This window comes from Pseudomonas sp. MF7453, assembly GCF_016405455.1.
GTDB lineage: Bacteria > Pseudomonadota > Gammaproteobacteria > Pseudomonadales > Pseudomonadaceae > Aquipseudomonas > Aquipseudomonas paralactis.
In genome coordinates this window covers 37,365-63,248 of sequence record NZ_JAEKCN010000011.1, presented here as the reverse complement: position 1 = coordinate 63,248, position 25,884 = coordinate 37,365, and the positions used below count along the sequence as shown (strand labels likewise).

The window sequence follows — 25,884 nt, the reverse complement described above, 5'->3', positions numbered from 1 at the left end:
TAGAATGTGCGGTGCTTGTGCTGGCCTCTTCGCGGGCAAGCCCGCTCCCGCATTACATCGGTCCACACAGTCTCAATGGTGAACCCATCCCAGTGTGGGAGCGGGCTTGCCCGCGAAAGCAGTAGTTCAAGCAACACATATCTCGGATCAAGTCAGGCCGAGCGCGCCATGATCAACCCACTGTCACTCGCCGCTTCCAAGCGAATCGCAACAAACTTCGATGTTGGCGTATGGCTACCGTCGCCCGTGCTTTCCAATGGCACCAATGGGTTCACTTCCGGGTAGTAAGCCGCCGCCTGCCCCGCCGGAATATCGAATGCCAGCAGCGTAAAGCCCTTCACACGGCGCTCACGGCCGTCTTCCCACAGCGACACAATGTCGGCCTTCTGCCCCGGTTTGAAGCCCAGGCGGATAATGTCGGCTTCATTGACGAACAGCACGTCACGCTGGCCTTTGACCCCGCGATAACGGTCGTCCAGGCCATAGATGGTGGTGTTGTACTGATCATGGGAGCGCATCGACTGCATGATCAGGTCCGGCACCCGGCCCGTGGCGTGGGTGCGTTCGTGGATCAGGTCCTTGGGCAAGATGTTCGGGCGGAAGTTGGCGCGGCCCGACGGTGTGTTCCAACGGCGTGCGCCGGCGGAGTTGCCCAGGTAAAACCCACCCGGATGTTTGATCTTCTCGTTGAAGTCCTTGAAGCCTGGGATGGTGTCGGCGATCAGGTCGCGGATGCGCCCGTAGTCGGCCACCAGCCAGTTCCAATCCACGGGCTTGCTGCCCAGGGTGGCGGCAGCAATGCCTGCCAGGATCGCCGGCTCGGACTTCATCAGTTTCGACAGCGGTTGCAGTTGGCCATTGGAGCCGTGGACCATGCTGAACGAGTCTTCCACCGTCACCGCTTGCGGGCCGTCGGCCTGGATGTCGATGTCGGTACGACCCAGGCACGGCAGGATCAGCGCGTCTTTACCGTGCATCAGGTGGCTGCGGTTGAGCTTGGTGCTGATTTGCACGGTCAGGTCGCAATTGCGCAGCGCTTCGAAGGTACGCAGGCTGTCCGGGGTGGCTTGAGCGAAGTTGCCGCCCAGGCCGATAAACACTTTGGAGCGGCCTTCAAGCATGGCGTGAATCGCTTCCACCACGTTGTGACCGTTGTCGCGCGGCACCTGGAACTGGAAACGACGCTCCAGCGCATCCAGAAACGCCACCGGAGGGCGTTCGTTGATACCCATGGTGCGGTCGCCCTGCACGTTGCTGTGACCGCGCACTGGGCACAGGCCGGCACCCGGGCGGCCGATATTGCCGCGCAACAGCATCAGGTTGGCGATTTCCTGGATGGTCGGCACCGAGTGACGGTGCTGGGTAATACCCATGGCCCAGCACATGATGACGTTCTTGCCTTTGGCGTACATGCGCGCCGCTTGCTCAATCTCCACCAGGGTCAGGCCGGATTGCTCGACGATTTCTTCCCATGAGGTGTCATCGATCTGGCCCAGATACTCCAGTACGTTGGCAGTGTGCTCATTGAGGAAGTCATGGTCGAACACCGCTTCCTTGCCTTCGGCCAGCGCTTGGCGTTCCCACAGCAACAGGAACTTGGCCATGCCGCGCAGAATCGCCATGTCGCCGCCCAAAGCCGGGCGGAAGTAAGCAGTGTTGGTCGGTTTGTCACCATTGGTGAGCATTTCCAGCGGATGTTGCGGGTGCTGGAAGCGCTCCAGGCCGCGCTCTTTCAGGGGATTGATGCACACCACCTGGGCGCCGCGCTTCACCGCTTCGCGCAGCGGTTCAAGCATACGTGGATGGTTGGTGCCGGGGTTCTGGCCCCAGACGAAAATAGCGTCGGCATGTTCGAAGTCGTCAAAGGTCACGGTGCCTTTGCCTACGCCCACACTCTGTGCCAGGGCGACGCCGCTGGCTTCGTGGCACATGTTGGAGCAGTCCGGGAAATTGTTGGTGCCGTAGGCGCGTACAAACAACTGGTACAGGTAGGCGGCTTCGTTGCTGGCGCGACCCGAGGTGTAGAACTCAGCCATGTTCGGGCTGGGCAGGGCGTTGAGGTGTTTGCCGACCAGGTCGAATGCCGCATCCCAGCTGATGGGGGCGTAGCGATCGGTTTCGGCGTCATAACGCATCGGCTCGGTCAGGCGGCCCTGGTATTCCAGCCAGTAGTCGCTTTGCTCCAGCAAGGCCGTGACGCTGTGCTTGGCAAAGAAGGCCGCATCGACGCGGCGCTTGGTGGCTTCCCAGTTGACCGCCTTGGCGCCGTTTTCGCAAAACTTGACCATGCCGCTTTCCGGCGAGTCGCCCCAGGCGCAGCCCGGGCAGTCGAAGCCGCCGTTCTGGTTGGTCTTGAGCATCATGCGCAGGTTTTTCAGGGCGTTGTCGCTGGTCAGCCAGGCTTGCGCCACGCTGATCAGGGCGCCCCAGCCACCGGCTGGGCCTTTGTAGGGCTTGTAGCGTGGGGTTGGCGTCTGGTCGGCTTGGTGGTGAAGGCTCATGGCTGGTGCTCCATCGCTGGGCTGTAGACCCGTGGCGCGCTTTTTTGCGGCAGGTGGATGAGATTGAGGTTGTGCCGGCGTGCCCATTGCAGGGCCAGGCCGGTGGGCGACGACAGGCTGACCAGGGTCTGGATGCCTGCGCGCAAGACTTTCTGGATCAATTCAAGGCTGCAGCGGCTGGTAACAATGGCCAGGCCACCGTCGGTCGGAATCTTTTGGCGGATCAACGCGCCGATCAATTTATCCAGGGCGTTATGCCGGCCGATATCTTCTCGGCCCAACAGCAATTCACCTTGATCGTTCATAAACACCGCCGCGTGCACGGCTCCGCTGTACTGGCCCAACGGTTGGAATGCACTGATGCGCTGGCGCAGACCGTCGAGCCATTGCGCGGGCGGCAAGGGCGCGCCGGGCAGCACTTGAAGGTCGGGCAGGGCCTGTTCAACCGCTTCTACACCGCACAGGCCGCAGCCGCTGGTGCCCGCCAATTGGCGGCGCTGCTGCTTGAGGTTCCAGAACGCGCGGCTGGAAATCTGCACCTGAGCGTACTGAGCGCAACCCTCGCCGCTGATCTTGAGGTCATAAATGTCGCTAACGTCGGCAATAATGCCGCTGCCGAGGCTGAAACCGACGATAAAGTCTTCAAGGTCCGTGGGCGTTACCAGCATGACTGCCTGACTGATGTCGTTGTAAGCAATGGCCAATGCCACCTCTTCGGCCAACGCGGTGCTGCCGACTTCGGTGTGTTCAAGATTGCAGTATTGGTAGCTCTGGCTGGCGGCGGGCGCAGGCGTTTCAAGGGCGGGCGCCGCGCAGGTTGGGCGCTTGGCGTTCATGGGGCAGTACCACCGACGGATTGATCAGTGTTCAGACTAGGCGCGACAAAGGGTCGCGTCTAATTGCCAGTATTGATGTATTGATAGATGGCGTCGATCAAGGTTCCCGGCCTTTTCGCCGGCGGCTTATTCCAGAGACGGCGGATCAGGATACTTTTTGAGTCTTTAGCCAGTCAGGAACCCAAGTCTGCAGGACTGGTCTAGTCTTGGGCATCTGGAAATTAAATCCCAAGGAGAGCGCACCATGAGTATTTTTAGCTTTATCAAAGAAGCCGGCGAAAAGATTGTTGACCTGTTGACGCCGGGTAATGCGAACGCCAGTGAGCAGTTGAAGGAGCATGTGAGCAAGGTGGGCCTGGGTAATCCAAACGTGCAGACCACGGTGGACGGCGATAAGGTCACTGTGACCGGTGAAGTGGCGACCCAGGAAGAGAAAGAAAAGATCCTTTTGGCGCTGGGTAACATTGCCGGTGTGGCAAGCGTAGATGACCAGATCACTGTCACCGGCCCTGCAGTTGCCGCGGCTCGCTTCGTCGTGGTGAAAAAGGGCGACACACTCAGCGCGATTTCTCTCGCGGTGTACGGTAACGCCAACCAGTACAACAAGATTTTCGAGGCCAACAAGCCGCTGCTGTCGCACCCGGACAAAATCTATCCAGGCCAGACACTGCGTATCCCTGAGTAATACGCAGGACAAAATGTGGGAGGGGGCTTGCTCCCGATGGCGGTGGTTCAGTCACCTGATACATGGCTGATACACCGCTATCGGGAGCAAGCCCCCTCCCACATGGGTTCAGAGCCCAGCAATGAGATCTCGGTAATCCCCGACAGCCGCGAATTCAGCGGTGTCCTTTGGTCCTTTTTTGCTGTCCGGCTCTTTCACCGCCAGCAAATGCCCCACGCCGAAATCCCGGGCACTGCGCAGAATCGGCAAGGTGTCATCGATAAACAAGCTACGGGCCGGGTCGAAGCGGATGTCGGCTTGCAACGCTTGCCAGAACTGTGGGTTCTCCTTTGGAAAACCGTAGTCATGGGAGCTGATCAATCGCTCGAAATACGGCGCCAGTTCAATGCGTTCCAACTTCAATGACAGCGAATCACGATGAGCATTGGTGATCATAATCACGCGCTTGCCGGCCTGTTTGATCGCCTTCAGAAAAGTATCGGCATCCGGGCGCAGGGCGATCAAGTGGGCCGTTTCCAGCTTGAGCTCACGCACCGGGATCGCCAATTCAGCGCTCCAGAAATCCAGGCAATACCATTGCAACTGTCCGGCGTTACGCTCAAACAACGGCTGCAACTCCATTTCGGCCATGGCCCGGCTCACGCCGTGCAGTTCGGCGTAGCGGTGAGGCAGGTGTTCCATCCAGAAATGGTTGTCGTAATGCAGGTCGAGCAAGGTGCCGTCCATGTCCAGCAGGACGGTGTCGATGGCGTGCCAGGGCAAAGAGGGCATGGTGCGTTCTCATGTAAGTAAAGATATCCGACACAGACAATCGGAAAAGCCACGGTATAGTAACCCGATCACGCCAAGGAGCCGCTTATGCGCCAGAAACCCACCGTCCTCGCCCGCGACATAGTCGCCAGTAGCCGTTTGTTCCGCGTGGAGGAAGTGCAGTTGCGCTTTTCCAATGGCGTTGAACGGACCTACGAGCGCCTGGTGGGGCGTGGTGCTGGCTACGGCGCGGTGATGATTGTGGCGATGATCGACGAAGATCATGCGTTGCTGGTCGAAGAATACTGCGGCGGCACCGACGAATATGAATTGTCCTTGCCCAAAGGCTTGATCGAGCCCGGCGAGGACGTGTTGGCGGCGGCGGACCGCGAACTCAAGGAAGAAGCCGGCTATGGCGCGCGGCAGTTGGAGCACATCACCGAGCTGTCATTGTCGCCGGGCTATATGAGCCAGAAAATCCAGGTGGTGCTGGCCACCGACCTCTACGAAGAGCGTCTGGAGGGCGATGAACCTGAGCCGATGCGCGTGGACAGGGTCAACCTGCGGGAGCTGTCGGCGCTGGCGCAAAACGAACAGTTCAGCGAAGGCCGAGCGCTTGCCGCGCTGTATCTGGTACGCGATCTGTTGACCCAGCGTGGAGCGTTCAACGCATGAGCGAACTGTTTTTAGGCCACCCGTTTATTGCCCCCGTGATTGAGCTGGCCCGCCAGGCCGGTGAAGCTATCCTGCCCTACTGGCGCGCAGATGTAGCTGTGACCTCCAAGGCGGATGATTCGCCGGTGACGGCTGCCGATCTGGCTGCGCATCATCTGATACTCGCAGGTCTTACCGCGCTCGATCCGAGCATTCCGGTATTGTCCGAAGAAGACGCCAATATCGATCTGAGCGTGCGTGCCCAGTGGCAGCGGTGGTGGCTGGTGGACCCGTTGGATGGCACCAAGGAATTCATTTCCGGCAGCGAAGAATTCACGGTCAATATTGCCTTGATCGAACAGGGGCGCGTGGTGTTCGGTGTCGTGTCGATGCCGACCACCGGCCGTTGCTACTTCGGTGGCGCGGGCCTTGGGGCATGGCGTTCAGATGTGAAGGCAGCGCCCAAGCAGATTCAGGTGCGCCAGACTCCGGCCGCAGGGGAAGCCTTTACGGTGGTCGCCAGCCGTCGGCATACCAGCCCTGAGCAGGAACGCCTGCTGGATGGCTTGAGCGAAGGCTTGGGCGCGTTGAAACTGGCGAATATCGGCAGCTCGTTGAAATTTTGCCTGTTGGCCGAAGGCAGTGCCGATTGCTACCCGCGCCTGGCACCGACCTCGCAATGGGATACCGCGGCGGCACAGGGCGTACTGGAAGGGGCGGGAGGCGAAGTATTGGAGTTGAGTGGTGAGCGTTTCAGCTACCCCGCACGGGAGTCGCTGTTGAACCCCTTCTTTCTTGCGCTGCCAGCCAAGGCCGCATGGCGTGAACGCCTGTTGACCCTGGCCAGAACTTAAGACCGCGGCAGATCAAAATGTGGGAGGGGGCTTGCCCCCTCCCACATTTTTTATCGGTGCAGGACGTACTGGCCGGTAAAGGTTACTGCACGCGCCTCACTGCCCTCATTCACAATCCATGTCTCCAGCGCCAACCGTGCCCGACCATAACGCTTGTACGTCGCCAAGAAACGTTTCCACACTTTTTCTTCCGGCGCCGCGCAAATGGCCGTCGCATCCTGCGTCACCGGCAGCGGATAGCTGATCTGCCCTTCCTGAATCACGATATGACCGTCGTCTATCCCCGCTTCGTGCAGCTTCAGATGCAACCAACCCCAGCCTGCCAGCACGGCACCGCAGTAGAGGCTGCCACCGAACATGGTGCTCTTGTGGTTGATATTGGCTTGCAAGGGCAGGTGCAGGTGCAGTTGGTCATGCTGCCAGTCGAGCACCTTGAGACCCATCTCACGGGTGAGGGGAATGTCATGGTGGAGTACGGCTTGCAAGTAACGGCTGTCGCGGCTCATAGCGGTCTCTTGGCGGTAGGCGGATTCATTCGTCGTCGGCGCTGTGGCTGGCGCTGTCGGCGAAGTTCAGGCCGTGTTTGCGCAACTTGTCGTGCAAGGTCTTGCGCGGCACGCCCAGGGCTTCGGCGAGGCTGCGCACGGAGCTGTGAGGGCGGGTGAGTTCGGCGGCGATCAGGCTTTTTTCGAACTGCTCCACTTGCTCGCTCAAGCCGCCGGGCGTGGACGTCAGCACGCCGGCGGCGGGATTGTCCTGGGCGTTATCGAGCGCCAATTCCAGGCCCAGAGCGAAACGCTCCGCGGCGTTTTGCAGTTCCCGCACATTGCCCGGCCAGCTGTGGCGCAATAACAGCGCGCGCTGGCCCGGTTGCAGCTCATGCAGGGGCAAGCCATGGCGGCTGCTGGCCTCGTCGGCGAAATGCTGGAACAGCATCAATGCATCTTCACCACGCTCGCGCAGGGGCGGGATGCGTAGCGGTGCCACATTGAGGCGGTAATACAGGTCGGCACGGAAGCGGCCCTGGTCGGCGGCTTGGCGCAGGTCTTCCTTGGTGGCGGCGATAATGCGGATATCCAGCGGGATCAGTTGATTGCCGCCCAGGCGTTCCACCACGCGCTCCTGCAACAGGCGCAGCAACTTGACCTGCACATCCAGGCTCATGCTTTCAATTTCATCGAGAAACAGCGTGCCCCCATTGGCGAACTCGAACTTGCCGATGCGGCGTTTCTGCGCACCTGTGAACGCGCCCGGCTCATGGCCGAACAGTTCGCTCTCTACCACCGATTCGGCCAGCGCTCCGGCGTTGATCGCCACAAAGGGGCCACTGCGGCGGCTTGAGAGGTCATGCAGGGCGCGGGCGACGACTTCTTTGCCGGCACCGGTTTCGCCCAGGATCAGCACGTCGGCCTTGGTCGCAGCCAAGGCACCAATCTGCTCGCGCAGGCGCAACATTTGCGGGGAGTGCCCCACCAGGCGCGTGCTCAGTTGCTGACGATCGCTGAGGGCCAGGCGCAGGCTGCGGTTGTCCAGCACCAGGCGGCGCAGGGCCAGGGCACGGCGCACGCTGTCGAGCAGTGCGTCGCTGGCGAAGGGTTTTTCGAGGAAGTCATAGGCCCCGGCACGCATGGCCTGCACCGCTAACGGTACGTCGCCGTGGCCGGTGATCAGCAGCACCGGCAGGTCCGGGTCCTGGCCGTGCAGTTCAGCCAGCAGCTCCAGGCCGTCCATGCCGGGCATACGGATGTCGCTGACCACCACGCCTGGCCAATCGCGGGACAGGCGGGCGGTGAGGCCGGCGGCTTCGCCCAGGGGCAGGACTTTCAGGCCGGCCAGGTCCAGGGTTTGGCACAGGGCTTGACGCAGGTGTGGATCGTCGTCGATCAACACCACCTGAATCTGGTTGTCGATGCTCATACACTGCGGTCCTCGGACGGTTGCAGACTGACGCCCGGCGAGCCGGCACGCAATTTCAAGGTTAACAGCGCGCCGCCTTCCTTGTGGTTGGCGAACAACAGTTCACCGCCGAAGGCGCGCATCAGGGTGTCGCAGATTGCCAGGCCCAGGCCCAGGCCCTGGGTGCGCGTCTTGGTGGTGTAGAACGGCTCGCTGGCGCGGCCCAGGGCTTCCATGCAAAAGCCCGGGCCATTGTCGCGAATGTACAGGTTGACGCCCTGGGGCGTGGTTTCGGCACTCAGCCAGAGCTTGCGCGGCGGGCCTTTTTCGGTGAGGGCGTCCAGAGCGTTGGCCAGCAAGTTACCCAGTACCTGGCGCAGACGGGTTTCACCGGCCTGCACCCACAGGGTTGCCTCCGGGAGGTCGCGGATCAACTCCACTTCCATTGAGCGCCGCCGCTTGGCCAGCAACGCCAGGGCGTCATCCAGTGCCGGTTGCAGGGCCACACTCTCCGGTGCGTGACGGTCACGGCGAGCGAAGGCGCGCAAGTGCGCGATGATCGAGGCCATGCGCCCGGTCAGCTCGCTGATCAACTTGAGGTTGCCGCGGGCGTCGCTGGTGCGCTCATGGTCGAGGAGGATTTCGGCGTTTTCCGCATAGCTGCGAATCGCCGCCAACGGTTGGTTCAGCTCATGGCTGATACTCGCCGACATGGTGCCCAGGGCCGAGAGCTTACCGGCCTGGACCAGGTCGTCCTGGGCGCGCACCAGTTCCTGCTGGGCGTGTTCGCGCTCCAGCACTTCCTGTTTCAGGCGCCGGTTCAGGCCCTCCAGGTCGCTGGTACGCTCGGCCACGCGCATTTCCAGCTCACGACGAGCCTTGGCTTCGAAGGCGATGCGTTCCAAATAATGCCGGCGGCGCTGCATCAATAATCCCAGCAACAGCATTAGCACCAACAACGTGGCACCGCCCACGGCGACAACCGTGCGCACCGGACGGTTGATCAGCGAGCGTGGTGCGAGAATTTCCACGTTCCAGCCGGTTTCGGCGATGGCCGTGGATTGACGCAGCCAGGCGCTGCTGCTCAGGCTCAGCGGCTGCGGGTCGCGGGTGGGGTAGGGCTGGATAGCGATGATGGCCTGGCGCTCTTCGGCGGTCAGTGGCCGCGTGGCACGGAATCGCCATTGCGGGCGCGAAGTGAGGATCACCACGCCGTTGTGATCGGTGACCAACAGTTGTTCCGGTGTGTTGCCCCACAGGCTTTCGGTGTGGTCAAGGTCGACCTTGACCACCAGCACGCCGATGATGGTATCGCCGTCATGCACCGCGGCGGCAAAGAAGTAGCCGCGCTTGGCCGAGGTGGTGCCCAGGCCGAAAAACCGTCCCAGGCGCCCGGCCATGGCTTCGCTGAAATAGGGGCGAAAGGAGAAGTTGCGCCCGACGAAGCTGTCTTGTTTGTCCCAGTTGGAGGCGGCAAGGGTCTTGCCGGTGGTGTCCATCAGGTACATCACTTCCACACCGGCCTGCGCGGCGACATCCTTGAGCAACGAATTGGCATTGGCCAGGTTGGTGCTGACGTGAGGCGCGTCCAATGCGATGCGCAGGGCCGGCAAATCGCCGAGGATCTGCGGCAGCACTTCGTAGCGGTGCAGGGTGCCCAACAGGTTGGCGACATACAGGTCGAGGGTCTGGCGGTTTTGCCCGGCCAACTCGCTGCGGTAGTAGCGCTCGGCCAAATGCTCCAGCGGCCATAGCAGCGGTGCCAGGCACAATGCCAGCAGGGCGAGGCTGCGCCAGCGGGGTCTTCGCGGAAGGGGTGGAGTCATGGGGAGTGTGCGCCTGTGGGTACAGGCGCATTATGCCTAGTGCTGCTCGGCAAGACACTCGTGCAATGCGTCCTGCCAATGGGGCTGGCTGACGTTCCATTGCTGTTGCAGGCGGGTGCAGTCCAGTCGCGAGTTCAGCGGGCGCTTGGCGGGGGTGGGGTAGGCGCTGGACGGAATCGGCTCCAGCTCGGCGCAGGCTTTGCCTTCGATCCGCAATTGCTCGCCAATGGCTTGGGCGAAGCCGAACCATGAGGTCTCACCTTGTGCGGTGAGGTGGTAGACACCCCAGTCTCCAGCCTTGCCGGCCTGCCACTGCTCAATCAGCGCGCGGGTGCTGTTGGCGATGGTGCCGGCCCAGGTCGGGGCACCGATCTGGTCGGCGACGATGCGCATCTGCGGTTTATCCTGCAGCAGGCGCTGCATGGTCAGCAGGAAATTCTTGCCATGGCTCGAATACACCCAACTGGTGCGCAAGATCAGGTGCTCGCCACCTACGGCAGCAATCGCCTGCTCACCCGCCAGTTTGCTCTGACCGTAGACACCCAACGGGTTGGGTGTGTCGCTTTCGGTGTAAGGGGCAGGTTTGCTGCCGTCGAACACGTAGTCGGTCGAGTAATGAATCAACGGGATGCCCAGGGCCTTGGCTTCCTCGGCGAGGACGCCGGGGGCGATGGCGTTGATGGCAAAGGCTGCGTCCGGTTCGCTCTCGGCCAGATCCACGGCGGTGTGGGCTGCCGCGTTGATGATCAGGCCGGGGCGGTGAGCGCGTACCTGTTGGCGGATGAGGTCAGCGTCGGCCAGGTCAAGCTGCTCGCGGCCCAGGACGATGAGTTCGCCAAGGCCCTGGAGCCGCTGTTGCAGCTCTTGGGAGACTTGGCCGTGTTGGCCGGTGATGAGGATTTTAAGGGGCGCTGTCACGGGAATAGGTCCGCCTCTTTCAGCGTTGTACCGTTCTGATCCTTGGCGGACAACGTCGGTGTGGCAGTGAGCTGCCAATCGATATTGAGCTCCGGGTCGTCCCAACGAATGCAACGTTCCGCAGAAGGCGTGTAGTAATCCGTGGTCTTGTAAAGGAATTCGGCGCTATCGCTGAGCACCACGAAACCGTGGGCAAAACCTGGTGGAATCCACAACTGGCGGTTGTTCTGGGCAGACAGTCGCACACTGGTCCACTTGCCGAAATGCGGGGAGCTGCGGCGGATATCCACCGCCACGTCCAACACTTCGCCAGCGGTCACACGCACCAGTTTCCCTTGGGCGTGTTCTACCTGATAGTGCAAGCCTCGCAGCACGCCTTTTTGCGAGCGTGAATGGTTGTCCTGCACAAATTGCAGTTGCAACCCACTGGCCTTCTCAAACTCGCGGGCATTGAAACTCTCATAGAAAAAACCGCGCTCATCGCCAAAAACCTTCGGTTCGATGATCAATACATCGGGCAATTCAGTGGCGATCACATTCATTTAGTGTTCCCGGCGAGCATGTACAAATACTGGCCATAGCCGGTCTTGCCGAAGTATTTGGCGCGCTCCAGCAGATAGTCGCGGTCGATCCAGCCGTTTTCGTAGGCGATCTCTTCCAGGCAAGCCACTTTCAGGCCCTGGCGATGCTCGATGGTTTGCACGTAAGTCGAGGCTTCGAGCAGGCTGTCATGGGTGCCGGTGTCGAGCCAGGCGAAACCACGACCGAACCGCTCTACGTGCAGATCGCCGCGTTGAAGGTAGGCGTTGTTGATGTCCGTGATTTCCAGCTCGCCGCGTGGCGAAGGCTTGACCGCCTTGGCGATCTTGATCACGTCGTTGTCGTAGAAATACAGGCCTGTCACGGCGTAGTGGGACTTGGGCTTCAGCGGCTTTTCTTCAATAGACAAGGCTCGGCCTTCGCTATCAAAGTCGATCACACCGAAACGCTCCGGGTCCTTGACCCAGTAACCGAACACGGTAGCGCCCGACGGACGTTCGGCTGCGCCGCGCAGTTGATCGCTGAAATGCTGACCGTGGAAGATGTTATCTCCCAGGATCAGGCACACCGGATCATCGCCAATGAACTCTTCACCGATGATAAACGCCTGGGCCAAGCCATCCGGCGAAGGCTGCTCGGCATAGCTGAAGCGCACGCCGAACTGGCTGCCATCGCCGAGCAGGTTCTGGTATTGCGGCAAGTCCACGGGCGTGGAGATCACCAGGATGTCCTTGATCCCTGCCAGCATCAACACCGAGATCGGGTAGTAGATCATCGGTTTGTCATACACCGGCAACAGCTGCTTGGATACGCCCAGAGTAATGGGGTGCAAACGGGTGCCGGAACCGCCGGCCAATACAATGCCCTTCATCATGCGATCAAATCCTTTGCGTCAGTATTGCCGAGTCGTTCACCTTGATAACTGCCGTCCTGGACCCTGCGGCACCATTCCAGGTTATCGAGGTACCACTGTACGGTTTTGCGCAGGCCGGTCTCAAAGGTTTCTTCCGGGACCCAGCCCAGCTCACGTTCGATCTTGCTGGCGTCGATGGCGTACCGTTGGTCGTGGCCCGGGCGATCCTTGACGAAGGTGATCAAGTCAGTGAATTTTTCCACGCCGGCGGGGCGCTGCGGCGCCAGCTCTTCCAGCAGGCCGCAAATGCCGCGTACCACGTCGATGTTCTTCTGCTCGTTATGGCCGCCGATGTTGTAGGTCTCGCCCACAACGCCTGTGGTCACCACTTTGAGCAGCGCACGGGCGTGATCCTCGACGAACAGCCAGTCACGTACCTGCAAACCATCGCCGTAGACAGGCAGTGGCTTGCCCGCGAGGGCGTTGAGAATGACCAGAGGGATCAACTTTTCGGGGAAATGGAATGGCCCGTAGTTGTTCGAGCAATTGGTCAGCAGTACCGGCAGGCCGTATGTACGCTGCCAGGCGCGTACCAGGTGGTCGGACGCCGCCTTGCTCGCGGAGTAAGGCGAGCTGGGTGCGTAAGGCGTGGTTTCGGTGAAGAGGTCGTCTACACCGTGCAGGTCGCCATACACTTCGTCAGTGGAAATATGGTGGAAACGGAACGCGCTTCTGGCCGGTTCTGCCAGCTTCTGCCAATACGCCCGTGTGGCTTCCAGCAGGCTGTAGGTGCCGACGATGTTGGTCTGGATAAAATCCGACGGACCGTCAATGGAGCGGTCGACGTGGGACTCGGCGGCCAAGTGCATGATCGCATCAGGTTCAAAGCGTGCGAGTACGGCGCTGACGGCGGCCTGATCGATGATATCGGCCTGGACAAACTCATAGCGGCTGTTGGACGCGATGCTGGTCAGCGACTCAAGGTTGCCGGCGTACGTCAGCTTGTCCAGATTGAGCACTTCGTGCTCAGTGTGTTGAATCAGGTGGCGGATCAGGGCAGAGCCAATGAATCCGGCACCGCCGGTGATGAGAATGCGCATGTCGAGGGCCTTTTCCTTAGACGGACAATAAGCGAAAGAAGCATAGCTTGAGTTGTGAATCGGGCCGGCGCAAGCGCGGCGAGCATAAGGGGTTGATTAACGCCCCGGAACAATGGCGATATAGACGTCTGAAAAAACAAAGGTCGTCACAATGTCGTTAGCCACATTGACCCACCGCGCCAGTTTACCGTGCCCACAAGTAAGCCCCGATCAAGCGGCAATCCTGCTCGAACGGCACTATGGAATGAGCGGCTTATTACACGCGTTGGGCAGTCAACAAGACCTCAATTACAAAGTTGACAGCGCCGATGGCCGTTTCGTTCTGAAAATCTGCCGCGGTGACTACGCCGCTGTGGAACTCCAGGCCCAACACGCGGCCCTCAATAGTCTGCAAGCACATCTGCATCTACGCGTGCCCAAGGTGATTCAGGCGTTGGATGGTAATGAGCTGCTGACGGTGAGCGTCGATGGGCAAACCCTGCACCTGCGGCTACTGGAGTACATCGACGGCCAGCCGCTCACGCATTTACCGCACCTGAGCCGCGACGTGATCGCAGGCTTCGGTGAGCTGTGCGCGCAGATGAGCCTCGCGCTGCAAGATTTCGAACATCCAGGCCTTGCGCGCACCCTGCAGTGGGATCCGCGCCATGCGCAGGCGTTGATCACTCATCTGCTGGCAGCCTTGCCTGACCTGCCGCAGCGCGCCGCATTGGAACACGTAGCCGCGCAGGTTCAGGCGCATGTCCTACCGTTGGCACCCCACCTGCCGTGGCAAGCGGTGCACATGGACATCACCGATGACAATGTGGTGTGCCAGCGTGATGCCCAGCGGCGCTGGCGTATTCAAGGCGTGATTGATTTCGGCGATCTGGTGCGCACCTGGCGGGTTGCCGACCTGTCGGTAACCTGCGCGGCCCTGTTGCACCACGCCCACGGTGACCCATTTGCGATTCTGCCGGCAATCCAGGCCTGTCACGCAGTGATGCCGTTACAGCACGAAGAGCTGGAGGTGCTGTGGCCGCTGATCGTCGCACGTGCGGCGGTGCTGGTGCTCAGCAGTGAACAGCAGCAACGCCTGGACCCGGATAACGCCTATTTAAAGAAAAACGCCGAGCACGAGTGGGAAATCTTCGATATAGCGACATCAGTGCCGTTTGAGTTGATGCAAGCGGCGATTCTCACCAGCGTTGGCGAGACATGGCCATCCGTTGCCAGCGATGACTTTGCACCCTTGTTGCCGGGCCTGGTAGGGCGCGAGTTCGCGCTGATCGACCTGGGCGTACTCAGCCCGCATCTGGAGGCAGGTAACTGGGAGGCGCCTGGCATAGATCGACGGTTGCTGGCTGAAGCAGCGGCAGTACATGGGCTGGCGGCCAGCCGTTATGGGCAATATCGCTTGTCGCGTACCTGTCCCGACAGCGCGGTAGAGCCGCAGACCTTCCCCCTGCATGTCGAACTGCACCTGCCCCCTGGCACCGTGCTGCAAGCCCCCTTCGCAGGCACGCTGCGTGAAGGCGCCGATGGCTTGCTGTGCTTGCACGCCGCCGCGATGAGCCTGCGTGTGTGGGGCGTAAAAACCTCCCTCAAGCCTGGGGCCGTGGTGGTCAAGGGGCAAATAGTGGGTGAGGTTCACGCGCCGCTGACTGTGCAATTATGCAGCGCCGACCTTGAACCACCACTGTTCTGCACGCCCTCCCGAGCCTCGGCCTGGCGGGCGTTGTGCCCGTCACCGGCGGCGCTGTTGGGGCTGGCCTGCGATGCCGAGCCGGAGCTGGACCCGCACGCCCTGCTGGCCCGGCGTGATGCCAGCTTCGCCCGCTCGCAGAAGCATTACTACATTGACCCGCCGCGTATCGAGCGGGGCTGGCGCAACCACCTGATCGACATGCAGGGCCGATCCTACCTGGACATGCTCAACAACGTCGCCGTGCTGGGCCATGGTCACTCGCGCATGGCCGCGGTAGCAGCGCGGCAATGGTCGCTGCTCAACACCAACTCGCGGTTTCACTATGCGGCGGTTGCCGAGTTTTCCGAACGTTTGCTGGCGCTGGCGCCGAAGGGCATGGACCGCGTATTCCTGGTCAACAGCGGTACCGAAGCCAATGACCTGGCGATTCGCCTGGCCTGGGCCTACAGCGGCGGGCGCGACATGCTCAGCGTACTGGAGGCGTACCACGGCTGGTCGGTAGCGGCAGACGCCGTGTCCACATCAATTGCCGATAACCCCCAGGCATTGAGCAGCCGCCCGGACTGGGTGCACCCGGTAACAGCCCCCAATACCTACCGCGGCGAATTCCGCGGGCCGCACAGTGCACCGGACTACGTGCTAAGCGTGGAACACAACCTGGCGAAAATTGCCGCAAGCCAGCGCCAGTTGGCCGGATTTATCTGTGAACCGGTATACGGCAATGCCGGGGGTATCTCTCTGCCGCCGGGTTACTTGCAGCAGGTGTATGGTTTGGTCCGTGCCCAAGGCGGCGTGTGCATCGCCGATGAGGTGCAGGTAGGTTACGGCCGCATGGGCCATTTCTTCTGGGGTTTTGAAGAGCAGGGCGTGGTGCCGGACATCATCACCATGGCCAAAGGCATGGGTAACGGCCAGCCTTTGGGTGCGGTAATCACCCGTCGAGAAATTGCCGAGGCGCTGGAGGCCGAAGGGTATTTCTTCTCGTCCTCTGGAGGCAGCCCGGTCAGTTGCCAAATCGGCATGGCGGTGCTGGACGTGATGGAAGAAGAGAAACTCTGGGAAAACGCCCAAGTGGTTGGCGGGCATTTCAAGGCTCGACTGGAAGCGTTGATCGACCGCCATCCGCTGGTCGGTGCCGTACACGGTTCGGGCTTCTATCTGGGCCTGGAACTGGTGCGTGACCGCTACACCCTGGAACCTGCGACGCAAGAGACGGCCCTGTTATGTGATCGTCTTCGGGAATTGGGGATTTTCATGCAACCTACCGGCGACTACCTGAACATTCTCAAGATCAAACCGCCGATGGTCACCTCCCGGCAAAGCGTGGACTTCTTTGTCGACATGCTGTCGAAGGTGCTGGACGAGCAATTGTAATAGGTCGATTGTTATCGGCTATTTTGTGTAATATTCGGGCGCTATTATGGTTAATAGCTTCCAAAGCCGATTTTTATCCAGATTGAGTCGGTCTTCATCCCATTCGGAGTCCTGAACGCCATGACCACTTTGCACAGCACCCCACGCGCCGATGGCTTCCATATGCCTGCCGAATGGGCGCCACAGACCCAAACCTGGATGATCTGGCCCGAGCGCCCCGACAACTGGCGCCTGGGCGGCAAGCCTGCGCAGGCCGCCCATGTGGCTGTGGCCAAGGCCATCGCGCGCTTTGAGCCCGTGACCGTTGCCGTTTCGGCAGGCCAGTACGAGAACGCCCGTGCGCGCCTGGATGTACCCAATATTCGCTTGGTGGAAATGTCTTCCGACGATGCCTGGGTCCGCGACACGGGCCCTACGTTCGTGATCAACGACAGCGGCGAAGTGCGGGGCGTGAATTGGGATTTCAACGCCTGGGGTGGTTTTGACGGAGGCCTGTATGCACCGTGGAACCGAGATTCCCAGGTAGGCGGCAAGATCCTGGAGATCGAGCGGGCGCCGCGTTACCGTACTAAAGGTTTCGTGCTTGAAGGTGGTTCGATCCATGTGGATGGCGAAGGCACCCTGATCACCACCGAAGAGTGCCTGTTGAACCGCAACCGCAACCCGCACCTGGATCGTGCGGCCATTGAGGCGGTTCTGGCTGATCACCTGGCGGTGGACAAGATCATTTGGTTGCCGGATGGCCTGTTCAACGACGAAACCGACGGTCATGTGGATAATTTCTGCTGCTACGTGCGCCCAGGCGAAGTGTTGCTGGCCTGGACCGATGACCCGCAAGATCCGAATTACTCGCGCTGCCACGCAGCCATGGAGGTGCTGCAAAACAGCACCGACGCCAAGGGGCGCGCGTTCATCGTGCATAAAATGCCAATCCCTGGGCCGCTGTATGCCACCGAGGAAGAATGCGCCGGTGTCGACCCGGTGGATGGCAGCCAGGAACGTAACCCAACCGTGCGGTTGGCCGGCTCCTACGTCAACTTCCTGATCGTCAACGGCGGCATCATTGCGCCGAGTTTCGATGACCCGCTGGACCACCAGGCCAAACAAATCCTGCAGAGCCTGTTCCCGCAGCACGAAGTGGTGATGGTGCCGGGCCGCGAACTGTTACTGGGGGGCGGCAATATTCACTGCCTGACTCAACAGCAGCCCGCTCCGCACAGAAATTGAGTGCAGTTGTAACAGCGCCTTGAGCGCGAGTGAGCGCTGCGCAACCGCAGTGTTCCAGCCAAGCCCGCGACCCGGCCAGGTCGCGGGCTTTTTCATGCCTGTATACCGGTGAGCACGGGACATTGGCATAGCTCTTGTATCGCTGTCGTTACAGTGGACCAAGGGCGATGACTGCACAGTTCTGTCACAAACCTTGAGTAAGTTAGCCGCTCACGCAGCAGGAGAGAGCGCTGAAATGAATGCCGATATCGACCTGATGAACACGCGCACGTTTCACCCCTTGCGAGTCAACGGCGATGCGATCCATGCGTTGGCGCTATGGTTGAAGGCAAACGGCTCGCGACAGGTCAGGCAGGTGCCTGATTTGCGCAGCGTGATGAATGAACGCTACCCGGTGGGGTTGTTCACAGAGGATGAAGTGCAGGCTCTGTGTGATCTGATGTGTAGTTAAGCCGCTTTTGTTGGGGGGAGCTTGCTCGCGAAAAATTTATAAGCGCCGCGTTCGGTCAGGAACCGAGCGTTATCGTTGACGTTTTTCGCGAGCGAGCTCGCTCCAACAGGGGGTGATTCGCGCCTGACTGGTGTTAGAAGCTGTAGGTACCGGTGACCACCAGGCTACGCGGCTCCCCCGGTTGAATCTGCGCCGCACTGGTCGCCGAGGCGTAGTAATTTTTGTCGGCAATATTGTTCAGCGCCGCCCTCACGTCCCACTCTTTCTGACGGAACCCGGCCAGCGCGTCCCAGCGGCCGTATCCCGGCAGAACCACGGTGTTGAGGTTGTCGGCGTAGCGATCGCCCACCAGAGTCAACCCGGTTTCCGCATACCAGCCCATTTCCGGCTTCCAGGTGATGAACAAGCTGGCATTGCGCTTGGCCACGTCGCTGATGCGTTTGCCTTCAAAGCCGTTGTTGTCCTTCTCTACCTTGGCGTCCTGCAGGCCCACGCCGCCGCGTACGTACCAGTTATCGATGATCTTGCCGGTGGCCGTCAGCTCCACGCCGCGTGAACGTTGCTCGCCGGTAAGCAGGGTAATGGTGCGGTCCAGCGGGTCGCTGGTACGGCGGTTGTAGAGTTCCAGCTCGTACACAGCGAGGGTGGTGCTCAGGCGATCGTCGAACCAGTCGCTCTTCACACCGATTTCCTTCTGCTTGGTCAGCTCTGGGCTCAGGTCGTTAACGCTCCCGGCGGCGTTCGGCGTGATGCCGATCAGGCCGCCACCCGCTGGCGAGAAGGTCTTGCTCCACGAGGCATAGAACGAATGATTTTCCAGCGGCGTCCACACCAGTCCGACGCGGGGGCTGGTGCTGTGGCTCTTCACGTTCTCCTGGGTGTTGAGCACCTTGCTGGTGGTATCCACTTCAAAGCGGTCGTAACGCAGCCCGCCCAACAGTTGCCACTGGTCGTTCAGGCGCAGTTGATCCTGCACGTACAGCGCGCTGCTTTCGACTTCTGTGTGGTTGTAACTCGACAGTCGCATGCTCCCGGTGTGGCTCAGGCGGCGATTGGGTTGGTTGAGGTCCAGGCTGGGTACCGTCCTGGCATCCCGAGCCGAATACAACTTCGGATCGCGGCGCTGGCTGCCCAACTCGATACCGGTGAGCAGGCGATGCTCCAGGCCAAACGTGTCGAAACCACCCTCCAGCTCAAGGTTGTTGAACACGTTGCGGGTGGTCAGGTCTTGCTGCCAGTGTTGGCGGGTGACACTGTTGGTTTTAGCGTCGTAGCCGGTCTGGTAGGTGTTGTCGAAATCGCTGTTGAGCTTGAACACCCCAAGGGTGTGGCGCAGTTGCCAGTTGGCATTGAGCTCATAGGCGAGCTTGGAGCGCAGTGACCGGGATTTATCGTCGATGTAGTCGCCGTGATCGAAATAAGTGGTGCTGCGGCTCACATCCGCCGGGCGCCCGTTGACCCCGGGAATGCCACGGTCCGGCGTGCGGTTGTAGCGGCTGTATTCATATTGCACCAGCCAGTTCAGGTCGGGCGTGAGCTGCCAGCTCATCGACGGTGCGAACAACTGGCGGTTGCCGCTGACGCCATCGCGAAAACTGTTGTTGTCCTGGTTGCCCATGTTCAGACGCAGGCTGATGGTGTCGCTTGGGTCGGCACTCAGGTCGGCATACAGGCTACGCAAATCGTTGCTGCCGCCTTGGGCTTCGATGCTCGATTTATGGCCCGGCGTGGGTAATTTGCTCACGCGGTTGACGATACCGCCCTGGCCACCTCGCCCATACAGCACGGCGGCCGGGCCCTTGAGCACTTCGATACGCTCGATGTTGTGCAGGTCGCGCACGTACTGGCTGTCGTCGCGAATGCCGTCCAGGTAGAAGTCATTGCTGGCGTCGAAACCGCGTATGCGCAGGCTGTCGAAGCGCGTGTCGGCGCCGCTGCTGACATTGGGAATGCCGCTCAGCGCCTGGCCCAGGTCGTTGGTGCCGTAAGAGCGCAGGTTGTCGGTTTTTACCGAGTCGATCGCCTGGGGCACATAGCGTACGGAGGTGGCGGTGCGCGTGGCGGTGTTGGTCTCTTTGACACGTGGGTCGTCTTCGTCAGCCACCGCGTTGATGGAGGTTTCGGGCAGTACCGTAGTCGCGCAGGCAAAGCCGGCAGACAACAGCATAGAGAGCCCAAGGGCGGTGGGCGTCAGGCAAGGGGTGGACATGGGAGTGTGTATCCAACAGGGTGGGCAGAAAATTTGCGCGAATGGTAATGCTTTGCATTTGCGCGTGTTATCTATTCCCTGTCATGACGCCTGTCAGATTTGTTACTTGATGTGTTTTTATCGGTGACGAGGGACATTCAGCCCTTTTCAACGTAGCGCTTTAGCTCGCCGCTTAGACGAATATCGCCTAAATACAGACGATTCACGAAATTGACACATAGTTCAACGCGCGCATAGGATTGCGCCCAACGCCTGTGGCTCACCGCCATGACTTACTCCAATAAAAAAGGCCCGCGGCAGTTCAGTCGTCCGCGGGCCTTCTTTTTGCGGCAAAAGTCGACACCAGAAAAAAGCAACACGGAGCCTGGTGTCACAGCGCGTACTCAACCCGTAATAAGGAATATAAGAATATGTTGAAGCAACGGATGAGTCTGATCGCTCTGGGGATTTTGAGCGCATCGACAGCAATGGCAAACGACCAGGAGCAATCCAAGGGTTTTGTTGAAGACAGCCACCTGAACATCGCCGCACGTAACGCCTACATCAGCCGTGATAAAAAAAATGGCGAGAAGGACAAAGCTGAATGGGGCCAAGGCTTCATCGGCAAGTTCGAGTCCGGCTTCACCCAAGGCACCGTGGGTGTGGGTGTGGACGTGATTGGTCAATACGCTATCCGTCTGGACGGTGGTAAAGGCCGCGCTGGCGCCGGCGGTATCGACTTCTTCAAGCAGGGCAACGGCACTGTCGATGAAGACGGTCAGCGGAAACCGGGCTCGGCACCCCACGACCTGGCCAAAGGCGGCGCTGCCGTGAAGTTCCGCGTTTCCAACACTGTACTCAAGTACGGTGATCAGTTCCCGGCTGTGCCTGTGCTGCAGTACGACAACTCCCGCCTGTTGTCGGAAACCTACACCGGTACGTCGATCGTCTCCAAAGAGATCGCCGGTCTGCAACTGGACGCAGGTCACTTCACCAAAGAAGCGCGCAAAAGCATGGAAGGCACCGACAGCGGTCGCCTGAAAAGCATCAACTACATCGGTGGTAGCTACAAATTCACCGAAAGTCTGTCGGCTGCTCTGTACGCCTCCGACATGCAGGACGTGCTGAAGAAGCAATACGTCAACGTCAACTACGTGCTGGCCCTGCCAGAGAAGCAGTCGCTGACGTTTGACTTCAACGGCTACAAGACCAAGCTCGACCGCAGTTTCGCCCTGCAAAACCAAGGTGACGCGGACGCACGCGACAACAAGATCTGGAGCCTGGGCGCGACCTGGGCCGTTGGCGCGCACAGCTTCACCCTCGCTCATCAGCGCAGCACCGGCGACACCGGCTACCTGTACGGCGGCTATCGCAACGCTGGCGGTATCGGCGACGGCGGCAATACCATCTTGCTGGCCAACTCCTACTGGTCCGACTTCAACGGCAAGGACGAGCGCTCCTGGCAAGCAGGTTACGGCATCGACTTCGCCACCTTTGGCGTACCGGGTCTGACCTACAACATTGCCTACGTGCGTGGCACCAACATTGACGACGGCACCGGCCGTGGCGATGGTTCCGAGCGTGAAATCTGGAACCAGTTCAAGTACGTCGTACAGAGCGGTCCAGCCAAAGACCTGAGCCTGCGTGCTCGCGCCTCGTGGCTGCGCGTTTCCAACAACGCCAGTGGGTACAACACAGGCGGAAACGAAATCCGTCTGTTCGCCGACTACCCGATCAACGTTTTCTAATTGATCGAGCGTCGTGCCTGATGTCAGGCAATAAAAAACCCCGACTGGTTCGGGGTTTTTTTATGCCTGGAGGCTGCCACCTAGGCCTTGGCTGGCGCGAGCTTCTTGCAGTTTTCCTTGCGTGTCGGGTACTGCTCGCACTTGCGCAACACCGTTTGCACCTGCTGCGCATTCTGCAGTTGCTGGTTGGCCAACAGCTTCTCGGTAATAAACAGTTCCTCCGAGCCCAGATTGCGTTCCGCTTTGTCGATCATCGCCAGCGCCGATTGCCCATCACCCCGCTTGAGGTGGTAGCTGATCATCAAGTCATAAGTAGAAGGGCCGGCCAGGGACCAGTCCTTGATCGCCTGTAACTCTTTCACCGCTTCGCTGTTTTTGCCTTGGGCCAGGCGCACGGTATAGGCGGTGCGCCGAATGCTCGGCTGGTCTTTTACCGGCGAGGCCAGGGCCTTGCGAATGAAAGCGTCAGCCTGTGGCACCTTGTTTTTCTCCAGGGCATCAATCGCGAAGTACGCGTCTTTATAGCCCTGCAAAGCTTTCGCCACCTGGGGCGTGCTCTTCATCTTCGACCAGCTTTGCGGGTTGACCCGGGCGCGGCGCTCCTGGCGATATTCGCGTTGCAAGTACTGGCGCAGCTCGGTGTCACGGTCCATGGCCGACATGTGTGAGCGATTGAAATACTGCGTGGTTGCGGTGATGCCGGTGGTCAAACCGTCCTTGACCAGCACGTCCAATTCTTTGGTGAACTGGTTGAGGTTGAACTGTTGCAGCGAATCCTGCATGGCATTCTTGCGCGCAGTGAGGAAGCCTGTGAGCAAGGGTTTCTGCTTGCCCTGGAAGTCGTTGAGGCGCTCCAGGCTATGGGTGGCGGCGCGAGGGGCGTAACCGGCGCGGATCATCAAGTCGGTGCCCAGCAAGTCCGCCTGGTCTTCCTGGCTGCGGCCCCAGGCGGTGCTCCATACATGATCGGAAAAGGTATTGGCCAGGGCGGTGTACAGCACGGTGTTACCGATGGTCTTTTGGGTGCCGGCCGGGTCTTTACTGAACAGTTTCATGGTCCCGGAACTACGATCGACGCCCGTATCAGCAGCCATGGTGGCCAAGGCGACCGTGGAGGCGACGGTGGTGAACATGTCTTTCTGCTGCTGGAAGGCGGCCATGCGGTCATGGTGATGCAGCAATACGTGGCTCATTTCATGGCCAAGCATCGCGGCAATTTCGTCTTCGCTGGCGACGTTGTCCAGCATACCCAGCGGCACGAACAGGTTGCCGTAAGGATCTGCCGACGGGCCGAATCCATAGCTGTCGGTAATCTTCACCTGCAGCGGCGGCAACTCCCCTGGCCAGCCCTTGGACAAGCGCGTGACAATGCCCTGCAAGTAGGTTTGCAGCATCGGGATATCCACCAGGTTCTGCTGGCGCGCTTCGGCGGCCGGCACCGCACGACCGTCGTAGCTCAGGCGCTGTTTGCTCTGGCGTTGGGGGTCGAGCTTGTAATACTGGCGCACGTCGGTGTTGTCCACATAGTGGCCCTGAACCCTGGATTGGGTCGAGGGCCCCACCAGGTTCAGGAACGCCTGGTCTGCGCCCTTCAAAGTGGCGCAACCGCTGAGCACCGAACTGGCCAACAGGCTGGCTGCTACAAGATATCCCTTCACCGCAACGCTCCTTTTATTGATTGCAACCGGCACCAAAACCAATGGTGGAATTATTGCGGCTGTCTTTGGCCTGGCTTTTGGTCAGACCCTGGCAGGGCAGGTCCACGACATTCAGCGGTGGTTCGATGCGCAGGTCCATGGTGTCCAGCCACACCTTCTGGCCCGCCAGCTCCACCTGGACCAGGTCCAGCGCCTGGTTGTACTGCAACACCGGTACGGGCTGAGTGGGTGCGTCTTTTTTTGCCAGCTCACGTTGTTGCTTGCCCTGCTCGTCCAGCACGGTCACCGGGTCGGCGAGGAACGCCTTGATACTGTGAATTTCCGCCCAGGCACCCTGGGTGAAGAGGGCGGTGAGCAAAACGACGAGACTTCTGTTCATCCTTGAATTCCTTGAGTCAAATGACAAAACGGCACACTCAACGGTCACGGTCGAAGAAGGCTTCGATCCGCTCGCTGAACAACACCAACGACAGCAACACAATGCCCAACACGTTGACCGGCGTGATGTCATTGAGGCTCAGCAACACACTGACCGCCGCCAACATCGACATCACCAACAGCCACGAGGGGCACGGCGAGGTAAAAAACCAGATTTCCTGGCGCCGCCAACGGCTCCAGGTGCGCTGGCCCGCCAGGCGACGTGCGTGCAGCGCCTTGAGCACGGCAATCAACGCCAGAAGCCCGAGTTCCAGCAGGTCCAGCCAATTGAAGGGCAAGCGGGGGAAGTTGGCCGGTTCATGGTCGTAGTCCATGCCCTCATTGATCAGGTTATCCAGGGCCATGGCGTGCAAATACACGCCGGGGAGCTGGCCATGTACCGGCGACTCCACCAGATCCCCGGTGGAAGCAATATTGGCGCCCACCAACACCAGGCGGTCGCGCAGTAACTCGGCGACCAGTGCCTGGTCATCGGGGTCGCTGACCTCAAGGTCACTGGCCGACAACGTCAGCGTATAAGGGCATCGCGCCTGGGCCGAGTCATCAAGCTTCCAGAACACGGCCTGAAAGAACTGCGCCACCCCGTCCAGCAAAAAATGCCGCGCGGGCGCGCAGTGGCTGATATCGGCAATACGCGTCTGTTCCGGCGCCAGCTTCAAGCCCCACTGCACGGCAATGGGCTGACGTTGCGCAGCGGTTTGCGCATCCACCGGCGGCTGTTTGCAATGTTGCGTGGCGCAGAACTCGCGGTACAGCGCCATCGCCGGCGTTTCCAAAAGCCCAGCCTGTGTGTGCATCGCCAGTGGATACTTGTCATCCACTCCTTCCCACACCACCAACGCCGGCTGGCTCACCTGCATAAACGGCGCCAGCGTATTCGCCTGGCCCGCCTCCCCGCGCGCCAAGCCCGTATTGGCCAGCCACAGCGGGATACCCTGGCGTTGATAACGCTCAAACACATTCGCCAACAACTGACTGCCCCGCGTCGGGTCGCCCAACGAGTGGTCGTGGCTATAAAGCAAATCCACAAACACCGCCTGAGGCTTGTACGCCAGCAAGCGCTTGAACAATTTGCTCTGCTCGCCATAAGGCATGGGCCACGAGCTGTTGTTGCGCATCAGGTAGGCATCATCGATCAACACCACCGCCACCCGCTGCTGCCCAAGGCTCGGGTAGTGACTGGCAAACATGCGATTGAGCCACTGCGCCGACGCCTTGTCGCTGGAACTGGCCAGGCCGAAAGGATCAAGAATCGCCAGCAACACGATGATGGCTGCCAGCCAATAGCGGCGGTACTTGAATAGCGGGGGGTTGGACGACATCCATGTCTCGATTAAAAGCATAAGCAGGGCGAGGTTTTTAACGGAGTGGGGAGGGGGTGTCAACCGGATAAGTGGCTAAGTGCCATATCGCTATGGGCGCATGGATCGTCGTTCGCAAAAAGCCCCGACCTATTCAGGCCAGGGCTTTCCTGTGCTGGGCTTGCCCGCGATGACCATGGGTATCTACACAATTCCTGGTGCGACGCCGGACCTGTGGGAGGGGGCTCGCCCCCGATGGCGGCCGTAGGGCCGACCAGGATGCTGGACTTTGATCAAGCACGTATCCGTTATTTAGGTAACGGCCACTTAGGGTTCCGCTCTGACAGCGGCTCACTTTCGAAAAGCCGGAATGCCGGCCCAGACAAAAGTAAGCAAAGC

At 60.3% G+C, this 25,884-nt stretch carries 21 protein-coding genes; 7 read left to right on the top strand and 14 right to left on the bottom strand.

The annotated features are described in order from the left end of the window. Positions 1 to 152: 152 nt before the first annotated feature. A complete protein-coding gene (locus JFT63_RS18070) occupies positions 153 to 2,501 on the bottom strand; it encodes an FdhF/YdeP family oxidoreductase (RefSeq protein ID WP_057702411.1) in 2,349 nt (782 codons plus the stop codon). Continuing rightward, positions 2,498 to 3,337 carry a formate dehydrogenase accessory sulfurtransferase FdhD gene (gene fdhD / locus JFT63_RS18065; RefSeq protein ID WP_057702412.1) on the bottom strand — a complete coding sequence of 280 codons (840 nt, stop codon included), beginning with the start codon at positions 3,335 to 3,337 and terminating at the stop codon, positions 2,498 to 2,500. Before fdhD ends, JFT63_RS18070 begins: the two co-directional genes overlap by 4 nt. A 244-nt stretch (positions 3,338 to 3,581) precedes the next feature. On the opposite strand from fdhD, the gene lysM reads away from it, so the two are divergent. Further along, on the top strand, positions 3,582 to 4,022 hold the full coding sequence (gene lysM, locus JFT63_RS18060) for a peptidoglycan-binding protein LysM (RefSeq protein ID WP_198844451.1): 441 nt from the start codon (positions 3,582 to 3,584) through the stop codon (positions 4,020 to 4,022). A 108-nt stretch (positions 4,023 to 4,130) separates the two neighbouring features. Here the strand turns inward: lysM and yrfG are convergent, their stop codons facing one another. Further along, positions 4,131 to 4,793, bottom strand: coding sequence for a GMP/IMP nucleotidase (gene yrfG / locus JFT63_RS18055; protein ID WP_198844450.1), 663 nt, complete (start codon positions 4,791 to 4,793; stop codon positions 4,131 to 4,133). Positions 4,794 to 4,880: 87 nt separating this feature from the next. Here yrfG and nudE point away from each other — a divergent pair, with 87 nt between their 5' ends. Both nudE and cysQ read left to right on the top strand, forming a co-directional pair. After that, positions 4,881 to 5,447 (top strand): ADP compounds hydrolase NudE, encoded by a 567-nt coding sequence (gene nudE / locus JFT63_RS18050; RefSeq protein ID WP_186561393.1) that lies wholly within the window; start codon positions 4,881 to 4,883, stop codon positions 5,445 to 5,447. Beyond that, complete coding sequence (gene cysQ / locus JFT63_RS18045; protein WP_057702415.1) at positions 5,444 to 6,280, top strand: 3'(2'),5'-bisphosphate nucleotidase CysQ; 837 nt, start codon at positions 5,444 to 5,446, stop codon at positions 6,278 to 6,280. Before nudE ends, cysQ begins: the two co-directional genes overlap by 4 nt. A 50-nt stretch (positions 6,281 to 6,330) precedes the next feature. Here the strand turns inward: cysQ and JFT63_RS18040 are convergent, their stop codons facing one another. From JFT63_RS18040 to rfbB, 7 genes are read right to left on the bottom strand one after another with little or no spacing between them, the layout of a single operon-like run. Then, positions 6,331 to 6,786 carry a thioesterase domain-containing protein gene (locus JFT63_RS18040; RefSeq protein ID WP_057702416.1) on the bottom strand — a complete coding sequence of 152 codons (456 nt, stop codon included), beginning with the start codon at positions 6,784 to 6,786 and terminating at the stop codon, positions 6,331 to 6,333. Between the two features lie 25 nt (positions 6,787 to 6,811). Continuing rightward, entirely contained in the window at positions 6,812 to 8,197 is a 1,386-nt protein-coding gene (locus tag JFT63_RS18035; RefSeq protein ID WP_057702417.1) for a sigma-54-dependent transcriptional regulator, read from the bottom strand. Further along, positions 8,194 to 10,002: a sensor histidine kinase gene (locus tag JFT63_RS18030; RefSeq protein WP_057702418.1), complete on the bottom strand. Its 1,809-nt coding sequence runs from the start codon at positions 10,000 to 10,002 to the stop codon at positions 8,194 to 8,196. Before JFT63_RS18030 ends, JFT63_RS18035 begins: the two co-directional genes overlap by 4 nt. 36 nt (positions 10,003 to 10,038) lie before the next feature. Continuing rightward, on the bottom strand, positions 10,039 to 10,920 hold the full coding sequence (gene rfbD / locus JFT63_RS18025) for a dTDP-4-dehydrorhamnose reductase (RefSeq protein WP_057702419.1): 882 nt from the start codon (positions 10,918 to 10,920) through the stop codon (positions 10,039 to 10,041). Continuing rightward, a complete protein-coding gene (gene rfbC, locus JFT63_RS18020) occupies positions 10,917 to 11,462 on the bottom strand; it encodes a dTDP-4-dehydrorhamnose 3,5-epimerase (RefSeq protein ID WP_198844449.1) in 546 nt (181 codons plus the stop codon). Before rfbC ends, rfbD begins: the two co-directional genes overlap by 4 nt. Continuing rightward, positions 11,459 to 12,334, bottom strand: coding sequence for a glucose-1-phosphate thymidylyltransferase RfbA (gene rfbA / locus JFT63_RS18015; protein WP_057702421.1), 876 nt, complete (start codon positions 12,332 to 12,334; stop codon positions 11,459 to 11,461). The genes rfbC and rfbA overlap by 4 nt, the downstream gene beginning before the upstream one ends. After that, a complete protein-coding gene (gene rfbB / locus JFT63_RS18010; protein ID WP_198844448.1) occupies positions 12,331 to 13,413 on the bottom strand; it encodes a dTDP-glucose 4,6-dehydratase in 1,083 nt (360 codons plus the stop codon). Before rfbB ends, rfbA begins: the two co-directional genes overlap by 4 nt. Positions 13,414 to 13,564: 151 nt before the next feature. Between rfbB and JFT63_RS18005 the strand changes: the two genes are divergently transcribed. From JFT63_RS18005 to JFT63_RS17995, 3 genes are all read left to right on the top strand, one after another. Beyond that, complete coding sequence (locus JFT63_RS18005; protein ID WP_198844447.1) at positions 13,565 to 16,474, top strand: aminotransferase; 2,910 nt, start codon at positions 13,565 to 13,567, stop codon at positions 16,472 to 16,474. Positions 16,475 to 16,594: 120 nt separating this feature from the next. Further along, positions 16,595 to 17,701: an agmatine deiminase gene (aguA, locus tag JFT63_RS18000; protein WP_057702424.1), complete on the top strand. Its 1,107-nt coding sequence runs from the start codon at positions 16,595 to 16,597 to the stop codon at positions 17,699 to 17,701. A 235-nt stretch (positions 17,702 to 17,936) separates the two neighbouring features. After that, complete coding sequence (locus JFT63_RS17995) at positions 17,937 to 18,152, top strand: hypothetical protein (RefSeq protein WP_057702425.1); 216 nt, start codon at positions 17,937 to 17,939, stop codon at positions 18,150 to 18,152. A 133-nt stretch (positions 18,153 to 18,285) separates the two neighbouring features. On the opposite strand, the gene JFT63_RS17990 is transcribed toward JFT63_RS17995, so the two are convergent. Beyond that, entirely contained in the window at positions 18,286 to 20,361 is a 2,076-nt protein-coding gene (locus JFT63_RS17990) for a TonB-dependent receptor (protein WP_198844446.1), read from the bottom strand. A 410-nt stretch (positions 20,362 to 20,771) separates the two neighbouring features. On the opposite strand from JFT63_RS17990, the gene JFT63_RS17985 reads away from it, so the two are divergent. Beyond that, entirely contained in the window at positions 20,772 to 22,088 is a 1,317-nt protein-coding gene (locus tag JFT63_RS17985) for an OprD family porin (protein WP_057702427.1), read from the top strand. Between the two features lie 80 nt (positions 22,089 to 22,168). On the opposite strand, the gene JFT63_RS17980 is transcribed toward JFT63_RS17985, so the two are convergent. From JFT63_RS17980 to JFT63_RS17970, 3 genes are read right to left on the bottom strand one after another with little or no spacing between them, the layout of a single operon-like run. Next, entirely contained in the window at positions 22,169 to 23,746 is a 1,578-nt protein-coding gene (locus JFT63_RS17980; RefSeq protein WP_198844445.1) for a M48 family metallopeptidase, read from the bottom strand. A gap of 13 nt (positions 23,747 to 23,759) precedes the next feature. Beyond that, the gene (locus tag JFT63_RS17975) at positions 23,760 to 24,125 is read right to left on the bottom strand and encodes a hypothetical protein (RefSeq protein ID WP_057702429.1); all 366 of its coding nucleotides are present in this window, start codon (positions 24,123 to 24,125) and stop codon (positions 23,760 to 23,762) included. Positions 24,126 to 24,162: 37 nt separating this feature from the next. Continuing rightward, complete coding sequence (locus tag JFT63_RS17970; RefSeq protein WP_198844444.1) at positions 24,163 to 25,506, bottom strand: CHASE2 domain-containing protein; 1,344 nt, start codon at positions 25,504 to 25,506, stop codon at positions 24,163 to 24,165. Between the last annotated feature and the right edge of the window lie 378 nt (positions 25,507 to 25,884).